Source organism: Hyunsoonleella aquatilis, assembly GCF_014270105.1.
Taxonomy (GTDB): domain Bacteria; phylum Bacteroidota; class Bacteroidia; order Flavobacteriales; family Flavobacteriaceae; genus Jejuia; species Jejuia aquatilis.
Genome location: NZ_JACNMF010000003.1, coordinates 610,231 through 634,570, shown reverse-complemented (window position 1 = coordinate 634,570; position 24,340 = coordinate 610,231). Strand labels below are relative to the sequence as shown.

21 protein-coding genes are annotated in these 24,340 nt (G+C 37.4%); 12 read left to right on the top strand and 9 right to left on the bottom strand.

Annotated elements, in window-relative coordinates:
• The 3 genes from H7U19_RS11390 to H7U19_RS11380 are packed head-to-tail and all read left to right on the top strand — an operon-like array spanning nucleotide 1 to nucleotide 5,160.
• Nucleotides 1-2,427: a YfhO family protein gene (locus tag H7U19_RS11390; protein ID WP_186562427.1), complete on the top strand. Its 2,427-nt coding sequence runs from the start codon at nucleotides 1-3 to the stop codon at nucleotides 2,425-2,427.
• Complete coding sequence (locus H7U19_RS11385; RefSeq protein ID WP_186562425.1) at nucleotides 2,420-3,700, top strand: glycosyltransferase; 1,281 nt, start codon at nucleotides 2,420-2,422, stop codon at nucleotides 3,698-3,700. Before H7U19_RS11390 ends, H7U19_RS11385 begins: the two co-directional genes overlap by 8 nt.
• Entirely contained in the window at nucleotides 3,700-5,160 is a 1,461-nt protein-coding gene (locus H7U19_RS11380; RefSeq protein ID WP_186562423.1) for an oligosaccharide flippase family protein, read from the top strand. Before H7U19_RS11385 ends, H7U19_RS11380 begins: the two co-directional genes overlap by 1 nt.
• Nucleotides 5,161-5,227: 67 nt before the next feature.
• On the opposite strand, the gene H7U19_RS11375 is transcribed toward H7U19_RS11380, so the two are convergent.
• A complete protein-coding gene (locus H7U19_RS11375; RefSeq protein WP_186562421.1) occupies nucleotides 5,228-6,511 on the bottom strand; it encodes a hypothetical protein in 1,284 nt (427 codons plus the stop codon).
• A gap of 503 nt (nucleotides 6,512-7,014) precedes the next feature.
• On the opposite strand from H7U19_RS11375, the gene H7U19_RS11370 reads away from it, so the two are divergent.
• Both H7U19_RS11370 and H7U19_RS11365 read left to right on the top strand, forming a co-directional pair.
• A complete protein-coding gene (locus H7U19_RS11370) occupies nucleotides 7,015-7,425 on the top strand; it encodes a VOC family protein (RefSeq protein WP_186562419.1) in 411 nt (136 codons plus the stop codon).
• The gene (locus H7U19_RS11365) at nucleotides 7,425-9,698 is read left to right on the top strand and encodes an aminotransferase class III-fold pyridoxal phosphate-dependent enzyme (RefSeq protein WP_186562417.1); all 2,274 of its coding nucleotides are present in this window, start codon (nucleotides 7,425-7,427) and stop codon (nucleotides 9,696-9,698) included. The genes H7U19_RS11370 and H7U19_RS11365 overlap by 1 nt, the downstream gene beginning before the upstream one ends.
• Nucleotides 9,699-9,800: 102 nt before the next feature.
• On the opposite strand, the gene H7U19_RS11360 is transcribed toward H7U19_RS11365, so the two are convergent.
• A complete protein-coding gene (locus H7U19_RS11360; protein ID WP_186562415.1) occupies nucleotides 9,801-10,568 on the bottom strand; it encodes a hypothetical protein in 768 nt (255 codons plus the stop codon).
• A gap of 165 nt (nucleotides 10,569-10,733) precedes the next feature.
• Between H7U19_RS11360 and H7U19_RS11355 the strand changes: the two genes are divergently transcribed.
• The gene (locus tag H7U19_RS11355; RefSeq protein ID WP_186562413.1) at nucleotides 10,734-11,756 is read left to right on the top strand and encodes a DUF3667 domain-containing protein; all 1,023 of its coding nucleotides are present in this window, start codon (nucleotides 10,734-10,736) and stop codon (nucleotides 11,754-11,756) included.
• A 43-nt stretch (nucleotides 11,757-11,799) separates the two neighbouring features.
• Here H7U19_RS11355 and uvrA read toward each other — a convergent pair whose 3' ends face one another.
• Nucleotides 11,800-14,583, bottom strand: a complete 2,784-nt coding sequence (gene uvrA / locus H7U19_RS11350) for an excinuclease ABC subunit UvrA (RefSeq protein WP_186562411.1) — start codon at nucleotides 14,581-14,583, stop codon at nucleotides 11,800-11,802.
• Nucleotides 14,584-14,819: 236 nt separating this feature from the next.
• On the opposite strand from uvrA, the gene H7U19_RS11345 reads away from it, so the two are divergent.
• Nucleotides 14,820-15,404, top strand: a complete 585-nt coding sequence (locus H7U19_RS11345; RefSeq protein WP_186562409.1) for an RNA polymerase sigma factor — start codon at nucleotides 14,820-14,822, stop codon at nucleotides 15,402-15,404.
• A 227-nt stretch (nucleotides 15,405-15,631) separates the two neighbouring features.
• Here H7U19_RS11345 and H7U19_RS11340 read toward each other — a convergent pair whose 3' ends face one another.
• Nucleotides 15,632-16,291, bottom strand: a complete 660-nt coding sequence (locus tag H7U19_RS11340; RefSeq protein WP_186562407.1) for an endonuclease III domain-containing protein — start codon at nucleotides 16,289-16,291, stop codon at nucleotides 15,632-15,634.
• 55 nt (nucleotides 16,292-16,346) lie between these two features.
• Here H7U19_RS11340 and bcp point away from each other — a divergent pair, with 55 nt between their 5' ends.
• Nucleotides 16,347-16,805: a thioredoxin-dependent thiol peroxidase gene (gene bcp, locus H7U19_RS11335; protein WP_186562405.1), complete on the top strand. Its 459-nt coding sequence runs from the start codon at nucleotides 16,347-16,349 to the stop codon at nucleotides 16,803-16,805.
• Between the two features lie 29 nt (nucleotides 16,806-16,834).
• Here bcp and H7U19_RS11330 read toward each other — a convergent pair whose 3' ends face one another.
• On the bottom strand, nucleotides 16,835-18,319 hold the full coding sequence (locus H7U19_RS11330) for a TonB-dependent receptor (protein ID WP_186562403.1): 1,485 nt from the start codon (nucleotides 18,317-18,319) through the stop codon (nucleotides 16,835-16,837).
• A 96-nt stretch (nucleotides 18,320-18,415) separates the two neighbouring features.
• On the opposite strand from H7U19_RS11330, the gene H7U19_RS11325 reads away from it, so the two are divergent.
• The gene (locus tag H7U19_RS11325) at nucleotides 18,416-19,177 is read left to right on the top strand and encodes an MBL fold metallo-hydrolase (RefSeq protein WP_186562402.1); all 762 of its coding nucleotides are present in this window, start codon (nucleotides 18,416-18,418) and stop codon (nucleotides 19,175-19,177) included.
• Nucleotides 19,178-19,180: 3 nt separating this feature from the next.
• Nucleotides 19,181-19,681 carry a hydrolase gene (locus tag H7U19_RS11320; RefSeq protein ID WP_186562400.1) on the top strand — a complete coding sequence of 167 codons (501 nt, stop codon included), beginning with the start codon at nucleotides 19,181-19,183 and terminating at the stop codon, nucleotides 19,679-19,681.
• Here H7U19_RS11320 and H7U19_RS11315 read toward each other — a convergent pair.
• Complete coding sequence (locus H7U19_RS11315; protein WP_186562398.1) at nucleotides 19,678-20,064, bottom strand: hypothetical protein; 387 nt, start codon at nucleotides 20,062-20,064, stop codon at nucleotides 19,678-19,680. The two genes, H7U19_RS11320 and H7U19_RS11315, sit on opposite strands and share 4 nt — an antisense overlap.
• A gap of 35 nt (nucleotides 20,065-20,099) precedes the next feature.
• Entirely contained in the window at nucleotides 20,100-20,471 is a 372-nt protein-coding gene (locus H7U19_RS11310) for a helix-turn-helix domain-containing protein (RefSeq protein WP_186562396.1), read from the bottom strand.
• Nucleotides 20,472-20,763: 292 nt separating this feature from the next.
• Between H7U19_RS11310 and H7U19_RS11305 the strand changes: the two genes are divergently transcribed.
• Nucleotides 20,764-21,915 (top strand): M14 family metallopeptidase, encoded by a 1,152-nt coding sequence (locus H7U19_RS11305; protein ID WP_186562394.1) that lies wholly within the window; start codon nucleotides 20,764-20,766, stop codon nucleotides 21,913-21,915.
• Nucleotides 21,916-21,985: 70 nt separating this feature from the next.
• On the top strand, nucleotides 21,986-22,465 hold the full coding sequence (locus H7U19_RS11300; RefSeq protein WP_186562392.1) for an Lrp/AsnC family transcriptional regulator: 480 nt from the start codon (nucleotides 21,986-21,988) through the stop codon (nucleotides 22,463-22,465).
• 52 nt (nucleotides 22,466-22,517) lie between these two features.
• Here H7U19_RS11300 and H7U19_RS11295 read toward each other — a convergent pair whose 3' ends face one another.
• Both H7U19_RS11295 and H7U19_RS11290 read right to left on the bottom strand, forming a co-directional pair.
• Nucleotides 22,518-23,507, bottom strand: coding sequence for a peptidoglycan bridge formation glycyltransferase FemA/FemB family protein (locus H7U19_RS11295; protein WP_186562390.1), 990 nt, complete (start codon nucleotides 23,505-23,507; stop codon nucleotides 22,518-22,520).
• Nucleotides 23,508-23,718: 211 nt separating this feature from the next.
• Entirely contained in the window at nucleotides 23,719-24,339 is a 621-nt protein-coding gene (locus tag H7U19_RS11290) for a sugar transferase (protein ID WP_186562388.1), read from the bottom strand.
• Nucleotide 24,340: the final 1 nt, after the last annotated feature.

The following is a 24,340-nucleotide window of genomic DNA, read 5'->3' as shown; positions in this document are numbered from 1 at the left end:
ATGCAATCTTTATTTAAAAAATTCCTGACCCACATACTTGTTGTACTGGGCTTTATAGCTGTCTCTTTAGCTTATTTTTATCCCGTATTGCAAGGCAAGCAAATTTATCAGAGCGACATTGTACAATACATTGGCATGTCCAAACAGCAAAAGGATTTTAAAGCCGAAACCGGGAAGGAAACCTACTGGACCAATAGTGCTTTTGGTGGGATGCCCACCTATCAATTAGGAGCAAGATATCCACACAATTACATCAAAAAACTGGATTCTGCCTTACGGTTTTTGCCAAGGCCTGCAGATTATTTGTTTTTATACCTGTTAAGTTTTTATATACTGCTCTTGGTGTTGAAGGTCGATTTTAAATTGGCGGGGTTGGGGGCGCTGGCTTTTGGGTTTTCCACCTATTTAATAATTATTTTGGGGGTTGGGCACAATAGTAAAGCACATGCGATAGCCTACATGCCTTTGGTACTCAGTGGGATTTTGCTCGTTTTTCAAAAGCGATATATTTGCGGTTTTCTTCTCACAGCTGTTGCCATGGGCTTAGAGTTGGTGGCCAATCATTTTCAAATGACCTATTATTTGTTGCTTTTAGTTATTGTTTTGGGGATTGCCTATTTGATAGATGCCTATCGGAAAAAGGTGTTGCCTCATTATTTCAAATCTATTGGCATCATGGTTTTGGCAGTTGTTTTGGCCATTGGTTTGAATGCTACGAATGTGATGGCCACCCAAGAGTATGTCAAGGAAAGCACGCGTGGGAAAAGCGAATTGACCATTAATCCTGATGGAACGCCTAAAGAAGTGACTGCTGGGCTGGATAAGGATTATATTACGCAATTTAGCTATGGCTTTGCCGAAACGTTTAACCTGTTTATTCCGCGATTTATGGGTGGAGGAAACGCTGAAAATGTTGGCAAGAATTCCCATACATACGAGGCATTTAGAAAGCTAGGCGCTTCCCCAAGTCAAGCTTTGGAACAGGCCGAAAATGCGCCCATGTACTGGGGAGACCAGCCGATTGTGGAGGCACCGGCTTATATTGGGGCAGTAGTGCTGTTCCTTTTTGTATTTGCACTGTTTTTGGTAAAGGGGCGTTTAAAATGGTGGTTGTTGGGAGGTATTATTTTGTCATTATTGCTTTCCTACGGAAAAAATTTAAACTTCCTCACCAACTTTTTTATCGATTATGTGCCGCTCTACAACAAGTTTAGGGCGGTAACTTCCATTCAAGTGATTTTGGAATTATGTGTTCCCGTACTTGCCGTATTTGGAGTAGTAAGATTGTTTAATGATTTCAACAAAGAAGAAGAGAAATTGAAAGCCTTAAAAATGGCCACTGGAATTGCTGGAGGTCTATCACTAATCTTTCTGTTTTTTGGTTCTTCACTGTTTGATTTTGTAGGGCTTAGAGATGGGCAGTATATTCAGGCGTACGGACAAGACTTTATTAGGGCTATAAAGGATGATAGGAAATCTATTTTTAAGGCCGACACGATTCGCACATTGATTTTGGTACTGCTTTCTGCTGGACTTATTTGGGGGTATCTCAAAAATAAAGTGAAAGAGCAGTGGGTCGTTGGTGGCCTACTGCTATTGATTCTTTTTGATTTGGTTGGTGTTGGAAGACGTTATGTGAATGAAGGTGATTTTGTGGCATCCATTAAAATGAGCAAGCCTTTTTCGGCAAATGAAGTGGATAAGGAAATACTGCGGGATAAAGGACATTTTAGGGTTTTTGATTTAGTTTCCGGGCCGTCAAAACCGTCTTATTTTCATAATTCATTAAACGGTTATAATGCCGCCGAATTAAAGCGCTATCGTGAGGTGTTCGATTGGTACATTTCTCAAAATAACATTAATGTGATGAATATGTTAAATACCAGGTATATCATTGCACAAGATGAAAAGGGAGGCTTGTTTTCATATAAAAATGAAGAAGCCAATGACAATGCTTGGTTTGTAAATAAACTTGAAGAAGTGCCATCAGCTAATGAGGAAATTAAGCTACTGGATAGCTTGGACAATAAAACCACGGCAATTTTTAGGAAAGAATTTGTTAAATCTGAAGCATTAGACCTGAATTATGAGGTGGATTCCATTGCTAGTATTCAACTTAAAAAAGCACAACCAAATTATCTAAAATACGAATCCAATAATTCAAATAATGGCTTCGCGGTGTTTTCCGAAATTTATTACCCCCACGGCTGGAAGGCTACCATAGATGGTGATGAAGCGAATTTCATGCGTGTCAACTATATTCTAAGAGGTATGGAAATTCCTGCTGGTACTCATACCATAGAATTCAAGTTTGACCCGGATGTGGTTAAAACAGGGAGTTCTATTTCCTTAGCCAGTTCGGTTGTATTGGGGCTACTGCTTTTGGCTGGATTATTTTACGAGTTTAAGCAAAGAAAGAGTGCGTAAAAAAGTACTCATAATCACGTATTATTGGCCGCCTGCGGGAGGACCCGGTGTGCAACGTTGGCTAAAATTTGTTAAGTATTTACCTGATTTTAAGGTGGATCCAATTGTTTTTGTTCCAGAGAATCCAAATTATCCAATTATGGATAAAAGCCTTGAAACCGAAGTCGCTTCAGATTTGAAGGTTATTAAATTTCCTATCAATGAGCCCTATAAATTCGCCAAATGGTTTTCAAAAGAAAAGTCAAGTACCATTAGTAAGGGCATTATCAGTGAAAACAAAAGGCAAACCATGGTTGAAAAACTGATGCTTTTTATCCGTGGCAATTTTTTTATCCCTGATGCCCGGGTAGGCTGGGTCAATCCTTCAACTGAATTTTTGCTGAAATACATCCCTGAAAACAACATTAAAACTGTTATTACTACAGGGCCACCGCATAGTGTGCATTTAATTGGGTTGAATTTGAGAAGGAAACTTGACATAAAATGGCTGGCCGATTTTAGGGACCCGTGGACTACTATTGGTTACCACAAACAGCTCAAGTTGACCAAAGCCTCACAAAAGAAACATAAAAACCTTGAGAAACAGGTGCTTTCAAACACCGATCAAATCATTGTCACAAGTACGGTCACCAAAAAGGAATTTCAGGGAGGAATTACATGGCAACCTATCGAAGTCATTACTAATGGCTACGACGACGAAGTTTCTGAAAAGGCTGAAATGGATTCAAAATTCACGCTCTCACATATTGGTTCTTTGCTGTCAAAACGAAATCCTGAAATACTATGGAATGTCCTTTCGGAATTGGTTTCGGAAGTGGAAGGGTTCAAAAGCGATTTTCAACTGAATTTGGTCGGTTTTATAAGTGATAATGTACTTCAAACCATTGAAAAATTTGATTTAACTGATTATGTAGATAAGGTAGGTTATATTTCACATAAAGAATCAGTTATGTTTCAGAAAAAGTCTCAATTATTGTTATTAATTGAAATCGATTCCGAAGACACAAAATGCATCATCCCAGGAAAACTATTTGAATATATGGTTTCAAATCGACCTATTATCGCCATTGGGCCAAAAGATTCGGATGTGGAACGGATTATTAAAGAAACCAACACTGGCAACTATTTTGACTACACCGAAAACGATTCTTTAAAAAAAACTATCTTAGAGCATTATAGTGCCTATAAAAGCAATACTTTGAAATCTCACCCCATAGGGTTGCAAAAGTATCACAGAAAGGCATTGACACAATTGTTATCTCAGTTACTGTAATGGGAATTGTAGCGTCGCAGTCGTTTAAAAATGTAATTTCTACCTATGGCGGTTTCGCTATTGGCGCGATAAACACGCTTTTTCTCTACACAGAATTTATGAGTGATGAATATTACGGCATGGTTGGCTATATGCTTTCCTTGGCGTTTGTCGTCATGCCCCTATTGGCTTTCGGGGCGCATAATACCTTGGTGAAATTCTATTCTTCATTTAAAACCCGAATAGCACTGCATAGTTTTTTAACCTTGATGCTCTTTATGCCTCTGTTGTTTATCATCCCATTGGCATCGATCAATTTTATAGCTTATGACACCATAGCATCATTTCTTTCAAAACAGAATGATATCATACAGCATTATTTGTGGCACGCGCTCATCATATCTGGTGCCCTAGCGTATTTTGAAATTTTCTTCTCTTGGGCAAAAGTACAGATGCAAACAGTTTTCGGGAATTTTATGAAAGAGGTGTTTCATCGGGTAGGCACGATGCTCTTGTTGTTTTTGCTGTATTTCAGAGTTATTTCCATTGAGCAATTTATGACGGGGCTGGTGGTAATGTACGTGTTGCGTATGCTTACCATGATGCTTTATGCGTTCAGTATTAAGCTTCCAGTAATTATGTTTAGAAGGGTTATCAGTCTCAGAAAAATATTGAGCTATTCGATTTTGATAATTATAGCAGGTTCCATTGCCACTATACTTTTGGATGTGGATAAGGTAATGCTGGGCTATTATATTCCAATTGAGGAGATTGCATACTATAATGTGGCCATTTTTATCGCCGCTGTTATCTCCGTGCCACAGCGCTCCATGCATCAAATACTATTGCCATTGTCGGCAAAATTTTTAAATGATAGGGATTTTGAGTCGTTAGGGGATTTGTATAAAAAAAGTTCTTTGAACCTTTTTGTGGTCGGGGGAGGCATATTTTTGTTGATTATCCTGAATATTAATCAATTGTATCTCATTATCCCTGAAGAATTTAGTGGTGGCCTGATTGTAGTGCTCGTCATTAGTTTGGCAAAACTTTACGATTCACTTTTGGGGAGCAATAATGCCATATTGTTTAATAGTGACTATTATAGAATGGTACTGCTTTTTGGGGTGGTTTTGGTAGTGGTTATGATTTTATTGAATATGCTATTTATTCCAATATATGGTATTAATGGAGCGGCCTTGGCCACCTTTATCGCTATTTTTTTATATAATTCGATTAAAGTGATTTTTGTCTACAGGAAATTTAAAATACTGCCGTTTTCGGCCAATACGATTAAAGTAGGATTATTGTTGACCATTATCGTTTTGGCGGGCTATTTTTGGGATTTTAGTTTTCATCCTATTTTGAATATTGTTTTGAAATCAATGCTAATAGCTGTGGTTTATTGGGGAGTGGTTTACACGATGAATTTTTCAGAAGACCTCAATACTTTAATAGATAAATTCCTGAGGAAAAAGACATAAAAAAGAAACCCCACGATGTTGCTTTGAGGCATACTTATCGCGGGGCTTCCAACTAACCAACCAAAAATTATAGTCTTCGTCTAGATGAAGTATTAGTGCTTTTGCTTCTGGAGTTGCTTCTGTTTTGTGCAACTCTAGTGCTTGTTTGACTTGACCTTGAGGTTGCCTGCCTGGTAACCTTAGGTTTGCTTTGAGAAGACCTACTTACGGTCTGTCTACTAGAACTTCTGTTTCCATTATATATACGAGAATTGTTTGTCGTTGGTTTTTTTACCGCTGTCCTGTTTCTCGTAATTTGAGTACTTCGGGTTCTATTTTGAACCTGCCTACTATTATTGTTTGTGTTTACCCTAGTACGCTGATTGCTATCATTAATCCTAGTTTTAGTCTGAACTCTTTGGTTCGACATGGTTTCACGCCTTACGTTATTCGAGTTTACTCTTGTTTTGGGCTGAGTATTTCTAATATTATTATTTCGAACGCTTTCTCTTCTGATCACCTCCTTATTGGCATTCGAATTTCGAGTTGTTGCAATGTTATTGTTTCGCCTTACATCAGAATTTCTTTTGAAATTATTGTTATTGCGCAATTGACCTCTATCATTTGAAGACAATCTTCTAGATGATTTAAAATTGTTAACAGCCGTTCTATTTCTTGAGCTTCTATATGCCGTTGCGTAACTTCTGTTTCTGTTTACAGCAAATCCTCTTCGTGTTGCCACAGCCGTTCTGGGCCTATAATTGTTGTAAAACGGTCTTGAATAAACATAACGTACAGGGTTGTAAAAACGTCTGTAAGGCCTGTTGAAAACCACACAAAAATCAATTGGTGGTATCACATAGAAACGGTGCCATGGTCTGAAAATATAGTTTCTGTTGAATACATTTATAAAACCTGTACAGTGCGAAAAACGATTAAACCTATTATAGTGCACATACAGCCCGCCAACACGTGATATGTAACCAAAATTATTGTAATAGATGTTTACATTTCCAACTTGAGCAATACGACCAAAATGATCGTAAAAAATTGGAATATTTTCAATTTGAATAATGGCCCCAAACTCGTCATACTGCACATAAGCATTATAATCAAAACCTGAGTTAAAGCTGATACTGACGTTTGGTGAACCAAACGAAGCGCCAAATCTTGGATTGTTCCTTAAAATATTAAAATCGAATTGCCCATCGGGAAATACCGAGAATTCGATACCGCCTTCAACAAATATGAAAGAGTCTCCATAACCTCTGTAATAGTTTGCCGTAAGGCTAGTTTCGGTAACATCCGGGGTAGCATTGACGGTGAACCCGCTAAGGATTAAACCTGCTAATAAAAAAACTAACTTTTTCATAATTGTATGTTTTAGGTACTGAATTTTTCCAGTATTTAAGTTCATGCTTTATGAATTACAAACAGCGTGCCAAAAAAGGATATCAAAAAAGTTCTGGTGATCAATTAAAAAATTAGGATACTGGATTTTGCGGTTAGACCAAAGGTTGAGACCTTTATTTAAAAAGAGATTTATTTATAATTAAAGCCTTCTGAGCATTGTGGTTGAAGCCTAAAAGAATGCACTTGGTAAAGAGCCGCTACTGGTGTACTAAAACATGTGGTTTTTATACTGCTTTATTTGTACATTTATCTCATGTAAAATAACTCCAAAAACTTTAGAATTTTTATTTTTTTTCAGTAGTGTCAAATTTTGGTAGTTTCAGAATTGGTGCCTAATTACAACTAACTATAAATTTCTGATGGCTGCCTTCCGTAAGGGCAAAGGTTGTTGGTAGTGTATATTTTATTAGCATGAAAAGCAGATAAGTTTTTAATTGGCTAAAAATCATTAAAAAGTACTATATGGCTTCATTTCATTTCGCCTTCAAAGTAAAAGACATTGATTCAACCCGCAGGTTTTACATTGGTGTGTTGGGTTGCGAGGAAGGAAGATCGACAACATCATGGATCGATTTTAATTTTTTCGATAATCAATTATCCGCACATGTAAGCGACAACTTTCCCTCATTGGATTATTGTGGCAGCGTTGATGGGGTTAATGTTCCTATTCCTCACTTCGGCTGTTTGCTTTCCATTGAGCAATTTACAGAAATACAGAAGAAACTGGAAGATGCTAAAGTTGAATTCGTAATTAGGCCACAACAAAGGTATCAGGGTAAAACAGGTGAACAGTTAACCATGTTCGTGTTTGATTATAGTGGCAACCCACTTGAATTTAAGGCATTCACTAATACAAATGAAATTTACAAATAATGAAAGCTTTTATTGAAAAAGAGTTCGGTTTTACTGTTGACAAGATAAAGCATCTAAACGGTTATGATAATGAGAACCACAAGATTTTAGGTAAATCTAGTAACTACGTTTTTAAGACTTATGCATTTTCGGACAGCCTTCACGATATCGTAAAAGCAGAAAATGCAGTGCTTGTATTTTTGGAAGAGAAAATGGATAAAGGTACACCTAGTATCGTTCCATTTAATGATAATATGCACACCAAGGTCCTTGAAGTTGACAACGAAAAGAGAATTTGCAGAATGTTATCCTTTTTAGAAGGGAAATTTATGGGAGATGTAGAGCATACGCCAAAGTTATTTGAATCTTTCGGTTCTTTTTTGGCCAAAATGGATAAACATCTTGCGAATTTTAAAAGTCATACTATTCAAGCAAGGCAATGGGAATGGGATTTACAATATTTTGACTTAAATAAAAAGTTTATCGGTGATATATCCAATCCAAGAGATAGAAGCGTAATTATCTACTTCTTTGAACAATTTGAAGAAGTCGTTAGGCCGCACATGCCCGAGTTAAGAAAGCAAATCATACACAATGATGCTAACGAATGGAATGTATTGGTTCAGGGAGATAAAGTAGCAGGAATAATTGATTTTGGAGATCTTGCACATTCGTTTCTTATCAATGAACTTGCTATTGCAATAACATACGGATCTTACGATAAAGAAGAGCCATTACAATGGGCGACAATTATATTGCAATCGTATAATGCTATTCTTCCATTGAAGCAAGAGGAGGTTAAAGTGCTTTACTACTTAATAGCAGCGCGTTTATGCACGAGCCTCTGCAATTCCGCGCATGCAAAAAAGACCAACCCCGAAAACACTTATGCATCAGTAAGTGAAAAACATGCTTTAAAAATGCTGCATAAGTGGTTGGCTATAAATCCAGTTCATGCTGAAAATGAGTTTAGAAAAGCAATTGGCTTGTCCGGGCTTAAGCCTGTTTCGGTGCAACAGTTAATTGAAAGAAGATTGCAGCACGTTAGTAAAAACTTATCCTTAAGCTACGATCATCCAATACATATGGTGCGTTCTGCATTTCAGTACATGTACGATGCTTCCGGAAACACATTTCTAGATGCTTACAACAATATTCCACATGTAGGCCATGCTCACCCGAAAGTTGTGAAAGCTGGGCAAAATCAAATGGCTAGGTTAAATACAAACACGCGTTATTTGTATGATGAATTAAATAACTATGCCGAGAAGCTTCTTAGCTATTTCCCAAAGTCCTTGAATAAAGTGTTCTTTGTCAACTCCGGGAGCGCAGCAAGTGATTTGGCAATGCGCATGGCACACCATCATACCAAGGCAAAACACATTATGGTAATGGAATCAGGTTACCATGGGAATACACAAACGTCAATGGATATAAGTGATTATAAATTCAACAATCCTAAAGGGGAAGGGCAAAAAGCCCATGTTATAAAGACACCCTTGCCGAATGTTTATAAAGGAAAATATGCTGAAGAACAAGATGCTGGGGTGTTTTACGGGAAAGATGCTGTGCGTCAAATACAGAATAGTGCTGTGCCTATTGCGGCCTTTATAAGCGAGCCAATTGTGGGTTGCGCAGGACAGGTGCCTCTTGCAGATGGCTATTTAAAGCAAGTGTACCCTGCCATAAGAGCCCAAAATGGTGTGTGCATTAGTGATGAAGTTCAAACTGGTTTTGGACGGCTTGGCGAATACTTTTGGGGTTTTGAAGCACAAGATGTGATTCCCGACATGGTTGTTTTGGGAAAACCGATTGCCAACGGACACCCAATGGGTGCTGTAGTATGCACTGATGAAATAGCGTCATCATTTGAACAAGGTGTGGAGTTTTTTAGTTCGTTTGGTGGTAATCCCGTATCGTGTGCAATCGCTTCCGCAGTTTTAGATGTTATTGAGGAAGAAAACCTTCAAGAAAATGCCAGGGAAGTGGGCAATTACTACCAGAGTCTTTTAAAGAAGCTTTCTAAAAAGTATGAATGCATAGGTGATGTTAGGGGAGGAGGGTTATTTATAGGAGTTGAAATTGTAAAAGATGGAACAAAAGACCCTGACACTAAATTGGCACAATTCATTAAAAACGAAATGAAAAATAGTTACATTTTAGTTAGTACGGATGGGCCTTTTGATAATGTTATAAAAACAAAACCTCCTTTGTGTTTTACTAAAAAGAATGTAGAAACGGTAATAAATATATTTGATAAAGTATTGAAAACGTACTACAAAAAGTTTAAATAGCCTTAAATTCGGTTTAGTCAAATCGTTACAATAAATCACAAAAAAAACCTAAAGCTACTAATGCGGCTTTAAGTTTTTTTGTGACTTTTAAGATTATACAAATTACCTCCTATTCTTTTTGTGTTTCTTTACTTTGCCATTTTGTTTGTAGTAATAGTAGTTGTCATCGTTTTGGTAAATACCGTCGTCTTCGTACCTATTGTCATCTCTGTTGTCAAACCAGCGGTCGTCCTCCTCGTACCTATCGTCATCTCTATTGTCAAACCAGCGGTCGTCATCATATTGTCTGTTTCTATTGCCAAATTGGGGCCCTGTTGTGGCGTTACCAAAACCATTAAAATTGCAATAGCCCCTAACTCGGTTTACCTGTCCATGGGTATTGACAATTTCTCCCCATCGGTTGAAGTTTACTCGCAATCCGCCAACTTGAATTAAGGCCGCGTGGGGACGGCCAAAGGCATAATTCATATATACCGATCCTGCACGTTTTATCCTGCCATACCTGTCGTAATTCAAAAACACATTGCCAATACGCCTTACCTTGCCATCCCTATCATGAGCTATAAATACGCCCCTATTTCTTCGGTAGAGTGAATTTGGTGCACCATAAGTGGTGCTGACGCCACGGCGACTGTTCCAATTGGGCCTGTTGTTATAAAAATCGCGATACGTATCGGTGTTAAAATCAAAACTTCCGTCCGGGAAAATCAAAAACTCAACACCGCGCTCAATAAATAGGATAGGTTGTGCGTAGCGGTAAGTCTCGGACACATGTTTTTTATGCTTTGGTTTATGGTGATTAGCCTCAAATGCACTTACGGATGTTAAACTCATCAACATGGCCGTAAAAAATAGTACTGTTGTTCTCATCGTTTTTTGATTTAAATTTTACCTACTCTTTAGCTTTTCGGTTTACGCTATTGGAACTACGATTTTCAATTTGTGTGCCAAAAATGTAACTATTTCAAAAACAATATTTAGCAAAAGGTTTATTTCATAAATCTTTTTTTATTTTTAACTAAACAATGAAGTTCAATGTCAGACACATTAGAAACTTGCAAGAATTGTGAGCAGAAGTTTGCGGGGCATTTTAAATTTTGTCCCCATTGTGGGCAACAGGCTAAGGATGAACTGACCGTAGGGGTACTGTTTTATAATACGATTAGCAACTATTTTTCTTTTGACGCCCGTTTTTTTAAAAGTTTTTTTCCGTTGCTATTTAAGCCTGGTTATTTAGCCAGTAAGTTTATAGAAGGTAAACGCCTATTGTACCTGCACCCGGCGCAGATGTATCTTTTCATTACGGTTGTTTTTTTCTTTCTGTTTTCATTTGTGCAGCGGCAACAGGTGCAAGCAGTTGACAAAAGTTTTGCTAAGGCATTTAAGCCCAATAGGGTTAATGTTGATTCAATTTTGAAAAACCAATCCGTGGATTTGCAGTATCTGCCAAAATCCTACAGTAAGCAAATCGATTCTTTAACTTCAGCAAAAAATTCAAAGAACACCAATGCGTCTGATTTCGGTTTTAGTTCAAAGAAGTTGGATTCCTTAATTGCCATTGATGCGCCAAAAGATGAAATGTATAAGGCTATAGGGATGCCTGATGACGCTGGCGTCTTTACAAAACGGATATATGCTCAAGGATTGAAGTTTTATAAATCTAGAAAAGGGGGTAATATACTACAGGCGTTTTATGATACCATACCCATAGCATTATTTTTTCTTTTGCCGATTTTTGCTTTGATATTAAAACTGTTATACCGAAAAGGCATTTTTTATGCTCATCATTTGGTGTTTAGTTTCTATTACTTTTCTTTTCTTTTTCTGGTTTTCAGCATAATTTTAGCCATCAACTTCATTTTTGATTTGCCGGATTGGATCGATTTTTTGATTATGCTATCCACTTTTGTCTATTTGATTTTAGCATTAAGCAAATTCTATGCGCAGGGAAAGCTGAAAAGTTTCTTGAAAGCCAGTATTATTTCTGTGTTGTTTTTATTAATAGTGGCACCCATAACTGCATTTATTTTGGGTGTTTATGCGTTTATGTTTTTCTAGCAAAGTAGAAAAATCAGCAAATTCTATGAAGTTGAAATTGAAGTTAAAGTTTTTCCTCAAGATACGCTCCGGTAACTGAGGATTTGTTTTTTGCGATATCCTCAGGAGTGCCAAAAGCAACAAGATTGCCGCCCTCTTGTCCACCGGTAGGGCCTAAGTCAATAATATGGTCGGCACATTTGATAAGTTCCAAATTATGCTCCACCACAATAATGGAATGCCCTTTTTCGATCAAAGCATCGAAAGACTTCAATAACTTTTGAATGTCATGAAAATGTAGTCCAGTAGTGGGTTCATCGAAAATAAAAAGGGCTTTGTCTTTTGTGTTGCCCTTTCCTAAAAAAGATGCTAATTTAATCCGTTGCGCCTCACCGCCAGAAAGGGTAGAGGAGCTTTGCCCCAAAGTAACGTAGCCCAATCCAACATCTTGAAGGGGTTGCAGTTTGTTTTTGATTTTGGTTTGTTCCGTGGCCTCAAAAAAAGTAATGGCATCGTCAATCGTCAAACTTAAAATATTGTGGATGTTTTTATCGGCAAAAGTGACTTCCAATACTTCTTTTTTAAAGCGTTTACCTTTGCAGGTCTCACATTCCAAATGCACATCAGCCATAAATTGCATTTCAATGGTTACTTCACCTTCGCCCTTACAAGTCTCACAACGTCCGCCATCTACGTTAAAAGAAAAATGTTTCGCCTGGTAATTTCTAATCTTGCTCAATTTCTGTTTTGAAAACAGTGCGCGAATGTCGTCGTAAGCTTTGATGTAGGTAACGGGATTAGATCGGGAGGATCGTCCAATCGGGTTTTGATCCACAAATTCAATCTGTTTGATATTGCTGAAATTTCCGTCTAAAGCTGAAAATTGACCCGGTTTGTCTCCAAAATCCGTTAGTGCTTTTTGCAACGCTGGAAATAGAATCTTTTTGACCAATGTGCTTTTGCCACTACCGGAAACTCCAGTTACAACGGTCAGCATTCCCAATGGAAAGCTAATATCTATATTTTTTAAGTTGTTTTCACGAGCCCCCTTAATATCCACATGGTATTTTGAGGTTCTTCTGGTTTTTGGCACTTCAATTTTGAGATTTTCATTGAGGTATTTTGCGGTGAGCGATTCCGAAGCCAAAATGTCTTGGTATGTTCCCGTGGCCACAATCTGTCCGCCAAAAGTCCCAGCTTCGGGGCCGATATCGATAATGTGGTCGGCCATTTTCATAATATCCTCATCGTGTTCTACGACGATTACTGTATTGCCTAAATCCCGTAGAGATTCTAATACTGAAATCAATCGTTCGGTGTCCTTTGGGTGCAGACCAATACTTGGTTCATCTAAAATATACATAGAGCCGACCAAGCTACTGCCTAGTGAAGTGGCCAAATTAATCCGTTGACTTTCGCCTCCGGAAAGGGTATTGGACTTTCGGTTTAAGGTTAAATAATCGAGCCCAACATTAGACAAATAGGATAGCCTATTATTGATTTCTTTCAACAGGCGTGTTGCGATATTGGTATCATGGTCGCTCAATTCTAGCTCCTTAAAAAATTGAACCAGTTTCTTTATTGGCATTTCCACGAGATCCGTAACGGTAACCCCGTTTATTTTGACATACTTCGCTTCTGGCCTTAAACGTTTGCCGTTACAGACTTTGCATTTGGTTTTGCCCCGATAGCGCGATAGCATTACCCGGTTTTGAATTTTATACGCCTTAGATTCCAATTCAGCAAAAAAGGAGTTCAGGCCTTCAAAATATTGGTTTCCTGTCCAAATCAGTTCCTTTTGTTCCTCCGTCAATTCAAAATAAGGTTTGTGGATAGGAAAGTCGAATTTATGCGAATTGTTCACCAACTGGTCTTTATACCAGCTCATGCTTTCCCCTCGCCATGGAAATATGGCACTTTCATACACAGACAATCCTGTGTTCGGAATCACTAAATCCTCATCAATCCCGATAATATCGCCGTAGCCCTCACATTTCGGGCAGGCACCATAAGGATTATTGAAGCTGAATAAATGCACGTTCGGTTCCAAAAAACTTATACCGTCCAATTCAAACTTATTGCTGAATTTAACAGCTTTATTGTCATTCAAACTTTCAACAATACATTCCCCTTTGCCTTCAAAAAAAGCCGTTTGTATTGCATCAGCCAACCGATTATAAAAATCTTCCTCGTTTTTCGTGATTACCCTATCAACCACTAATAAAACCGTTTGGTTTTCAAAAATAGCATCGATTTCATCAATCCGTACCACCGCATCTTCAAGCTTCACCCTTGCATAGCCCTGCTGTTGCAAAGTCTTTAGCTTATCTTCCATGGAACGTCCTTCTTCTAGATAAATAGGAGAGAGCAGTAAAAGTTTCTCACCCTCCGAAAAGGATTTAACGTGCTTCAAAACATCACCAACCCTATGTTTTTTCACCTCATTACCAGAAATAGGGGAGTAAGTTTTTCCGATTCGGGCAAACAATAATTTTAGATAATCATAGATTTCAGTAGTCGTCCCAACTGTTGAGCGTGGATTGGTAGAATTTACCTTTTGCTCAATCGCAATGGCTGGAGCAATCCCTTTGATGTAGTCTACCTTGGGCTTGTTCAATCGTCCTAAAAACTGGCGCGCATAGCTGGAAAGGCTTTCTACATAACGTCTTTGGCCTTCGGCGTAAAGCGTATCAAAGGCCAAACTGGACTTCCCTGAGCCCGATAACCCTGTGATAACCACTAATTTATTCCGAGGGATTACCACATCAATATTTTTGAGGTTATGCAATTTCGCACCTTTAATAATGATGTTTTCTTTCGGGTTTACTTCAGAAATGGCAGTGTTCATAGGTGTTTTAAGGGAATAATTTTGCAAAGATACTACAACTAAATGAGCCGAAAAAATGAGGTCAAACTAAACAATTTGTTAAAAAAACTTACGATTTTTTGCATTTTAGGAATGATTGTTGTTATATTTGGACTGTTGCTAACGTATTAAAACACTACTATATAGCGTAAAATTACTTTTAAACTAAAATAACCCCAAGCTACGAAGTACTGCTTCGAGCATTAAAAGTAATTACTATGCAACAACAACTTATCACAGATGCTGTATTGGTCAGCGACTACATCAAGGGACAGGAAAGTGCATTAGAAACTTTAATCACCCGACACAAGCACAAAATTTACAGTTTTATTTATTCAAAAGTATATGATAGAGATATCGCCGAGGATATTTTTCAGGATACTTTTATTAAAGTGATTCGCACTTTAAAACGAGGCGCCTATAATGAAGAAGGCAAATTTTTACCTTGGGTAATGCGCATTGCCCATAATTTGGTCATCGATTATTTTAGAAAGAGTAACCGAATGCCGAAGTTTGACAATGCTGGAGAATTCAGTATTTTTTCGGTGTTGAGTGATAGCTCCCTAAATGCTGAAAAAAGTATTATTAAAGAACAGGTCGAAAACGATGTGCGTCGTTTGGTAGATGAATTGCCGGAGGATCAAAAGGAAGTTTTGATGATGCGCATCTACAACGACATGAGTTTCAAGGAAATATCAGAAAGAACAGGAGTTAGCATTAATACCGCACTCGGCCGAATGCGATACGCGCTGATTAATCTTAGAAAGATTATTGACAAGCATAATATCGTTTTGACGAATTGATACAATAAAGCATACTTGCCTGCGTTATTAATTTGAATTAACCCTTAAATTAGTAAAATGGCAAAACTTTACTCCGAACATTCAATTGAAAAAACAAAAAATTTGAAGCCTAAGGATGAGACGGTTAAGTTTCTACTGGACTATTCAAAAGCTTTAAATGTCATAACTGGTAAAAACGAGAAATACGAAACGTTTCTCAATTAAAATTAAAAATCCTGATGGCGACATCAGGATTTTTTTTGCTTCAAATAGTCGTTTATCACGGATTTTCTGCCAATCGTTTTGGTAATCACATCCTTTTCCAAATCCCAGCCACGAGCAGGGGAGTATTCCCGTCCGTACCAAATAATCTGCAAATGTAAATCGTTCCATAATTCCTTTGGAAATAAACGTTTAGCGTCTTTTTCCGTCTGCACCACATTTTTACCATTGCTTAAATTCCAACGGTACATCAATCTGTGAATATGTGTATCAACAGGAAAGGCGGGAACTCCAAAGGCTTGAGACATCACCACACTTGCTGTTTTATGGCCAACTGCCGGAAGTGCTTCCAAAGCCTCAAAACTTTTGGGGACTTTGCCGTCGTGCTTTTCAATCAAAATTTTTGACAATCCATGAATACCCTTGCTTTTCATAGGTGATAGCCCCACAGGTTTTATAATATCCCGGATTTCCTCAACCGATAGCTTTACCATATCATAAGGGTTGTCGGCCACTTCAAATAGCAAGGGCGTTATTTTATTCACTCGAACGTCCGTACTTTGCGCCGACATTAAGACCGCTATCAACAGGGTGTAAGGGTCTTTATGATCTAAAGGGATTGGGATATGAGGGTAAATCTTGTTTAACGTTTTAATAACAAAGTCAACGCTTTCTTGTTTGGTCATTCGGTCGTATTTTTGCAAAAACGAAGTTAGTAAATTCAAAAACAAAAAAATTGATATGAACACATTAAAAGTAGGGGATAAAGCACCAAATTTTGAAGCCTTTGATGAACAGGGAAACACCATAAAATTAACGGATTATACAGGAAAAAAGTTAGTTGTTTTCTTTTATCCGAAAGCCAATACGCCAACTTGTACGGTTGAAGCTTGCAATTTGCGAGACGAATATGCTGAATTAAAGGAAAAGGGTTATGAGATTTTGGGTGTTAGCGCAGATTCCCAGCGTAAGCAGTCTAACTTTAAGAAGAAGTTTAATTTTCCATACCCGTTATTGGCTGATGTCAATAAAGAAGTTATAGATGCCTTTGGTGTTTGGGGCGAAAAGAAATTCATGGGAAGGGTTTTTGATGGGATTCACCGTGTCACCTTCGTGATTGATGAAAATGGCGTGATATCAAAAGTCATTGATAAGGTAAAAGCGAAAGAACACGCTTCGCAAATCTTGGAAAAGGATTAAAAAAAAGAGCCTTTTGAAGGCTTTTTTTTCTATTTCTTTTTGGCGGCAGCTCTCCTTTTTAGGGTTAAGGGTTTTAAAGGCCTTCTTGTGTATCCAAAAAGCCTGTAATCCTTTATTAAATCGGCTGTGCCTTCAGGAAGCATGGCTTCCCATCCAGGCTCTCCTTTTTCTATCATCCTTAGAGCTTCTCTAGAGAAAATATTCATAATGCTTTCGTCGTAATCCGTGATATCTATCACTTTTCCATTGTACTTGAAGAATTTATATAATTCCTTCATACGAGGATACACTTTAAGGTTTTCACTGTTAATAAGCTCTCCAGTTTTTGGATCTAGCATTGGGTATAGGTAAACTTTTAAGTCCTTAAAGAATAATTTTCCAAAGGCTTCCAAAATGCCCCCGCTTATATGGCGATAATACTTTTCATCAAAAATATCTACTAAATTGCTGACGCCCATGGCAAGACCCATTCTGGCTTTGGTGTAATTTGAAAAGTATTCTACAACCTTATAGTATTCCTGGAAGTTGGATATCATAACAGACTGTCCTAAAGCACATAACAAATCCGCTCTGTCAATAAAATCTTGTTCATCAATTTTTCCTTCTGCACGTAAATTTGATAATGTAATTTCAAAAACAACCTCTGTTTTATTAGGGTCTACCTTATTTTCTTTGACAAACATTTCGTATGATTTCTCATACATAGCCATATTCACTTTGGTTACCGGTCTAAAACTTCCTCGTAAGGCCAAAATGTTTTTCTTATAAAAAACGCGAGCAGGCAGTACGTTGTTGCCATCGGGCCCGAACATCACCGCGTCAGTCATGCCGTTTTTCACCAGTTGCAGACTCATCAGTCTGTTGTCCACATTCTTGAAAACAGGCCCAGAAAAGTTTATCGTGTCAATTTCCAATTGGTCTTTATCCAAATGGTCATAAAGGTACCTCAATAACTTTTTTGGCTCATTATATTTGTAAAATGCCCCATAAATCAAGTTGGTGCCCAGAACCCCCAAAGTTTCCTGCTGCAAACGGGCGTCGGTTTCCTTAAATCGGACGTGTAGGATGATTTCGTTATAACCTCCACCAGCTTCTACTTGGTATTTGATGCCAACCCAACCATGACCTTTAAATTGTTTTGCAAAATCAATAGTGGCTACAGTATTTGCGTAAGTGAAAAATATTTTATTAGGGTTTTTATCTCGGGTAATGCGCTCTTCCATCAGAGCCATTTCGTGAATCAGCATTTTTCGCAATCGAGACTCTGTCACATAACGTCTGTCGTCTTCAATTCCATAAATGGCATCACTAAAATCCTTGTCATAAGCAGACATCGCCTTGGCAATAGTTCCGGAAGCACCTCCAGCCCTGAAAAAATGACGCGCGGTTTCTTGTCCCGCGCCTATTTCGGCAAAAGTGCCATAGATGTTTTCATTGAGGTTTATCTTGAGGGCCTTGGATTTTAATGAAGGAATATCATCAAATTCTCTATCTCCTTGAATGCTGATTTCCATAGGCAATATAGGTTAATAACATTTTTGTGTAAAGATATTAAATAAGGATAGCATACAAAAAAATAACCCTATTTTTGTCAGTAAAAAACTAACATTTTGGAAGTGACTTTTCTTGGCACGGGGACATCCCAAGGGATTCCAATTATTGGGAGCAACCACCCCGTTTGCCTAAGTGAGGATAGCAGGGATAAACGCTTAAGGTCTTCCGTTTTGATTGAGTGGGGCGATTTCAGTTACGTTATCGATTGCGGCCCCGATTTTAGACAACAGATGCTGCGCAGCAATTGCGAAAAAATAGATGGTATTTTATTTACTCATGAACATTCGGACCATGTGTTAGGGTTGGATGATATTCGCCCATTTTATTATAAACAAGGTGCAATTTCCTTGTATGGGCACAAACGGGTTTTGAAATCTCTAAAACAGCGTTTCGATTATATTTTTAAAACCGAAAATAAGTATCCCGGCGCACCATCTGTCGATATTCACAGAATAAAGAACAAAATTTTTAGGTTGGGAAATTTGGATGTGGTCCCGGTGAAGGGGTCGCATTATGAGCTTAATGTTTTTGGTTTTCGCTTTAAGGATTTTGCATATTTGACAGATATGAAAACCGTGGAGGAAAAGGAGGTTGAGAAGATAAAAAACGTAAAGGTATTAGTGGTAAATGCTTTACGGATTGAAACACATATTTCTCATTTTAATCTTGAGGAAGCTTTACAATTTATTGAAAAGGTAAATCCCGAAAGGGCCTATTTAACGCACATTAGCCATATGCTTGGTTTTCACTCCGAAGTGGAAAAACAATTGCCCTCTAACGTTTTTCCGGCTTATGATAACCTAAAAATAACGATATAACATATGAAGCAGAAAATTTTCATGTATCTGTTTGTGTTTTCAATTCTATTGGTTTTATTCCAATATGTGAATTCCAAACGCATTTTTGAGGATCAGAACAATAAATTGGAAAAGGCCAAAGCTAAAGTTGCAATGCTGAAAGATTCTCTAGCAACAATGAATGATTCGTTTTTACGTCAATCCCATTTTAATTTGGAGCGCAATGAAGATGCCATAAGTTATTTTGAGGACGAGGGCCATAATGTTTCTGCACTAGTGCCTTTAATCAAAGATGAATTGTACAGCCTTAACACTGCAAAAGGGCAACATCCTGTTGTGCCCTATGCATCTTCAGATGGCAAAAAAATGCTCATAAATACAGTTAAATTGCTCAATCACAAATGGATTATTGCAGATTTTTCGGATGGGCAGTATTGGGGCGAAGTGTTATTGGCTTACGAAGTTTCCAAAGACGAAAAAGTAACATTCAGTTTGATAGAGTCCTTTTTGTATCCTTTCGATTAATCAATTCTTATAGCGGTTCCCTTTTCGACACGGCGTTTTTCGCCTTCGTTTAGAGAGGCTTTGGCATATTCAAAAGTGTATGAACTGTCGGTTGTGCTCAATATTTTCATATGGATGGGGTCTTTTTCCGAGATGGATTTTGGGTTTATTTTGTGCAATACAAATTCACAATCGTTGATCCATCGTATTTTTGAGCTGTCCACTTTGTTATCGTAATAATTAATGTTTGTTGTTGCGGTCCGCTTAAATTGCGCGGTTTTGGTAACTCCGTCAACCGTGTATTCGAAACGAAACAGGCCTGTTTTAAAATCGGTGCAATTCCGTTCGCTTTGGTAGCACGAGGTCAGAAGGATAGAAGCAGCAATAATAAATAATTTCCTCATTTAACTATTTTCTGGCAAAGCTATAAAACCTGAGGCTATTTTTCGAAATTTTCAAAACTTCCATCGGAATAAAAGATTACGATACGCTCTATTTCTTTGGATTTGTTGTCTTTATTCGAGATTTTTTGAAGAGGAGTCGGCAACGATTTAGATACTGATGATGTTTCTGTAACAGTTTCGGATTTCGGAAATGTCCCTTTTCCATTCAAAAGCCAATACAATTCCACTTCTGGATAGGAGGTGAGTACCTTTAGTACAAAATCCAAACTTGGTTTATTTCTGCCACTCAAAATGTGAGAAATACTAGAGCGTTGCACACCTATTTTTTCGGCAAAAGAAGAGGCGGATTCGCCATAATAATCCATCACTTTTTGTAGGCGATTCGCAAAATCCGTACTGTTTATCATTGTAAAATAGATTTAAGGCAAAAACATGTTACAAAAGTAACAAATCAATCTAAAACTGTGGTGTAGAGTATGGTATTAATTTATAAAAAACTAACTTTATACTTTAAATAAAGTAATTTAAAATACTGAATATTATTCATTTAAATAATTATTATTGGATATGATGATAATTTTTCAATAACATCATTTAAGCAAGGCATTAAATGTTTACAATATTATACAATTCTGAGAAAATAAGGTGTTTACAATTGTAAAATCATAAATGTTTACATTTGTGTCCTAAAGAAAATTCATGGATAACATCGGCATACAATCGATCTATAATTTGAATAAGGAAAAGTCACTTTTTCACCGTTATATTACCAATGAAAAAATTGCACCCCTTCTTAAAAAAGTTAAGAGCAAGGCGGAAGTTAGGGAAATTGGTAAATCTGTTTTAAATGATTCCATTTATGCTATTACTATTGGAAAAGGACCAAAGAGAGTGCTCATGTGGTCTCAAATGCATGGTAACGAATCCACTACCACAAAGGCGATTTTTGATTTTCTCAACACCTGTTTGGCTGAAAACAAGTTGACAGATACCATTTTAGAATCCTGTACGCTTTGTATCATACCAATTTTAAACCCCGATGGAGCCAAGGCGTATACCAGGGTTAACGCCAATGAAATTGACTTGAACAGGGATGCGCAACAGCGCTCTCAACCTGAAAGTGTTGCTCTTAGAAAAGTTTTTGAGACGTTCAAACCTGATTTTTGTTTTAATCTGCATGGGCAACGTACCATATTTAGTGCGGGGAAGGCTAAGAAGTCTGCAATAGTATCTTTTTTGTCTCCTGCACAGGACGAGGCCTGTTCAGTAACGCCCAACAGGAAAATTGCCATGGAAATTATTGCTGAAATGAACAGGAACTTACAGGAAATCATTCCCAATCATGTTGGTGTGTACGATGACGCTTTCAACTTAAACTGTGTGGGGGATACGTTTCAAAGTGAAAACATACCGACCATATTATTTGAAGCGGGCCATTTTCCCGATGATTATGCACGGGAGAAAACCCGTGAATTGATTTATTTATCTTATATGACAGCCTTGCACCACATTGCTACTAATGATTTAAAAGGCGACAATTATGAGGCTTATTTTGATATTCCTGAAAATGAAAAATTGTTTTATGATGTGATTATCCGAAATGCAAAAACATTTGAAAATGAAGAAATTACGGATATTGGCATCCAATTCGAGGAACGATTGATGGTTTCAGAAGTGAAATTTGTTCCAATTGTGAAAAAGGTCGAAAATTTATCTGGATTTCACGGACATAAAGAACTTGATGCTAATGGTGCAGTAGTACTGGGTGAAAATGACGAAATGCTTAAAGTAGGCAACGAAAACGTTTGCGTAAAATTGAATAATGAGGAAATCGCATTTTTTTCAAAATAAAACGCACTAAAAATGCGTAATCTTTAAAGAGAATGTATTAATTTTGCCTTTTATCTAACAAAATTTCATTATGGGGAAAATTAAACTAGACGAAATAGACCATCAAATTCTTGACATGTTGATCGACAACACTAGGATACCATTTACCGACATTGCAAAGAAATTATTGATCTCTGCTGGAACGGTACACGTTCGTGTAAAAAAAATGGAGGAATCAGGAATTATTAGGGGTTCTTCGTTGACTCTAGATTACAAAAAACTTGGTTATTCGTTTATCGCTTACGTAGGTGTTTACCTAAACAACACCTCTCAAACCCAGTTTGTGTTGGAGCGTATTAATGAAATCCCTTTTGTGACTGTTGCGCACATCACCACCGGAAAATTTAATATCTTTTGTAAAATAAGGGGCAGAAACACCGAGCACGCCAAGGAGGTAATTTTTAAATTAGATGAAATTGAAGGTGTTTACCGCACCGAAACTATGATTTCTTTAGAAGAGAGTATTAATGATAAAAAACGTTTAATGCATTCCATTTTTAATGAAATGTAATTTGCTTTCGGCAATATATAGAGAAGAGGCCAATACGGCCTCTTTTTTTTTTTTAAACGTGCTCTTTAAGTCTGTAGAGAGGGAAAAAGTCAGAATCAGTATTTGTGATATTGTTTCGTTTACAAATATTCTTGTAGGCGCCTTTTCTCGTAATAAGCTTCCAAACAAAAAATGGATGGAACTCGTCCGAAAATGAAGATTTGAACTTAAAAAGGGAATTATTTTCATCGGCTCCCAAACCACCACCAAGATTAAAATTAAAATAGCCTTCTTGGTGGGCTTTAATGCGCATTTGATCTATTAGGAACTTGGTGCCATTAAGGTGTAAATGCTCGTTTGAAGAACCCGAAAGATGGTATTGTACGGTCGACTTTGTTTTAATAAACATTGCACCAGCAATGACCTCGCCCGAGGCTTCTTCAGCAGCCAGAAGTATTTCTGTTTTAAAATCTTTTGCCGATCTTAAATTTTTAAAATATTCGTCATCAAAATAGTAAATACTTTTCGCATTTAACCGGTCCATATTTTGATAATATAACGACTTGAATATTTGGTGGTCCTCGTCAGTCTGGGCGTACTTAAGTTTTAGAAGCCTTTTTGCCTTATTCACATAGGTTTTTAGCCTCCTTTGGTAATGTCTCCTTTGTTTCTCCAAACTCAAAGTGAGATTAATGTTTACAACTCGACCTAAATACGATAGGTCACCAAAACCATAAAGAATAATATTTTGAAAAGGCAAAAAGGGGTGAAGCCTTACAAATACACTAATGATGTTATTTTCTATGAAAAAGCGTCTCAATCGCTTTTGAAAATCGATTGGATTAAAATTAAGGGGGATTCTATTTGAAATAGGGCCAGAATAACCATAAACAGAAGTGGCGTCAAAGTATGCCGAACCACTAATTTTTCTTATCAACAATGGCAGTCCAATGAGCACGCCATCTTGCTCGTATTTGATTAAAACAGCCGAATCGGAAGATTCTTTGGCAATTTGATGATAATCATAGGTATGATATACATCGTAATCGTCTACCGAATCCAAGAAGTGATTCCATTCAGGTTTGGACGTAATTATCTCTATGTTTGACTTTGAAATAGCTATTTTTTTTCTTTTTCTCGTTAACTAATTTATAACAATAATATAATTAGTCCAAATAAAATAACCCTATTGGATGTAAGTGTATATTAAGTCTTTTAAAGTTGACGTATTTGCTTTTAGGTAGGAAATTATGTCGTGTAGTAAAGACGAATTATTAATTTTTGTTGCCTTTCCATTCTGGCATTAATACCTCTTTTTCGCCTTCAGAACCGCTATTAATGCCTTCTCTCTGCACCACTTTTTGGACTGTTTTGACAAGTATTTTAGCGTCCAATGAAAACGAAAGGTTTTCAACATAGTATACATCCAATTCAAATTTTTGATCCCAGCTAATAGCATTTCTGCCATTAACTTGTGCCCATCCTGTTACCCCTGGTTTTACATCCAGCCTTTTACGTTGCCTTTCATTATAAAGAGGCACATATTGGGTTAGTAATGGTCTTGGCCCGATAATACTCATGTCTCCCTTTAAAACATTAAACAATTGGGGGATTTCGTCAATGGAGTATTTTCTCAGGAAGCCGCCTACTTTGGTTACCCTGGCCATGTTGTGCAGGTCATCTGATTTGGTAGATTTAATGTCCCGCATGGTTTTGAATTTGACTATTCTAAATGGATTTCCATCTTTTCCGGGTCTTTCCTGAAAGAAAAACGGGGAACCATTATTAACAACAATCAATATCAATATAACGGCTATAAGAACTGGAGAAAATATTATTATTCCGAAAGCGGATAACAATATGTCCAAAATTCTTTTGATTGCGCTTTTGTACATA

Coding starts and splice junctions, on each gene's coding strand:
- H7U19_RS11310 (WP_186562396.1), bottom strand. CDS start 20,471: ATGATAAACAGTACGGATTTTGCGAATCGCCTACAAAAAGTGATGGAT.
- H7U19_RS11365 (WP_186562417.1), top strand. CDS start 7,425: ATGAAAGCTTTTATTGAAAAAGAGTTCGGTTTTACTGTTGACAAGATA.
- H7U19_RS11380 (WP_186562423.1), top strand. CDS start 3,700: ATGGGAATTGTAGCGTCGCAGTCGTTTAAAAATGTAATTTCTACCTAT.
- H7U19_RS11315 (WP_186562398.1), bottom strand. CDS start 20,064: ATGAGGAAATTATTTATTATTGCTGCTTCTATCCTTCTGACCTCGTGC.
- uvrA (WP_186562411.1), bottom strand. CDS start 14,583: ATGAACACTGCCATTTCTGAAGTAAACCCGAAAGAAAACATCATTATT.
- H7U19_RS11345 (WP_186562409.1), top strand. CDS start 14,820: ATGCAACAACAACTTATCACAGATGCTGTATTGGTCAGCGACTACATC.
- H7U19_RS11340 (WP_186562407.1), bottom strand. CDS start 16,291: ATGACCAAACAAGAAAGCGTTGACTTTGTTATTAAAACGTTAAACAAG.
- H7U19_RS11320 (WP_186562400.1), top strand. CDS start 19,181: ATGAAGCAGAAAATTTTCATGTATCTGTTTGTGTTTTCAATTCTATTG.
- H7U19_RS11390 (WP_186562427.1), top strand. CDS start 1: ATGCAATCTTTATTTAAAAAATTCCTGACCCACATACTTGTTGTACTG.
- H7U19_RS11355 (WP_186562413.1), top strand. CDS start 10,734: ATGTCAGACACATTAGAAACTTGCAAGAATTGTGAGCAGAAGTTTGCG.
- H7U19_RS11305 (WP_186562394.1), top strand. CDS start 20,764: ATGGATAACATCGGCATACAATCGATCTATAATTTGAATAAGGAAAAG.
- H7U19_RS11290 (WP_186562388.1), bottom strand. CDS start 24,339: ATGTACAAAAGCGCAATCAAAAGAATTTTGGACATATTGTTATCCGCT.
- H7U19_RS11300 (WP_186562392.1), top strand. CDS start 21,986: ATGGGGAAAATTAAACTAGACGAAATAGACCATCAAATTCTTGACATG.
- H7U19_RS11370 (WP_186562419.1), top strand. CDS start 7,015: ATGGCTTCATTTCATTTCGCCTTCAAAGTAAAAGACATTGATTCAACC.
- H7U19_RS11360 (WP_186562415.1), bottom strand. CDS start 10,568: ATGAGAACAACAGTACTATTTTTTACGGCCATGTTGATGAGTTTAACA.
- H7U19_RS11375 (WP_186562421.1), bottom strand. CDS start 6,511: ATGAAAAAGTTAGTTTTTTTATTAGCAGGTTTAATCCTTAGCGGGTTC.
- H7U19_RS11330 (WP_186562403.1), bottom strand. CDS start 18,319: ATGGAAATCAGCATTCAAGGAGATAGAGAATTTGATGATATTCCTTCA.
- bcp (WP_186562405.1), top strand. CDS start 16,347: ATGAACACATTAAAAGTAGGGGATAAAGCACCAAATTTTGAAGCCTTT.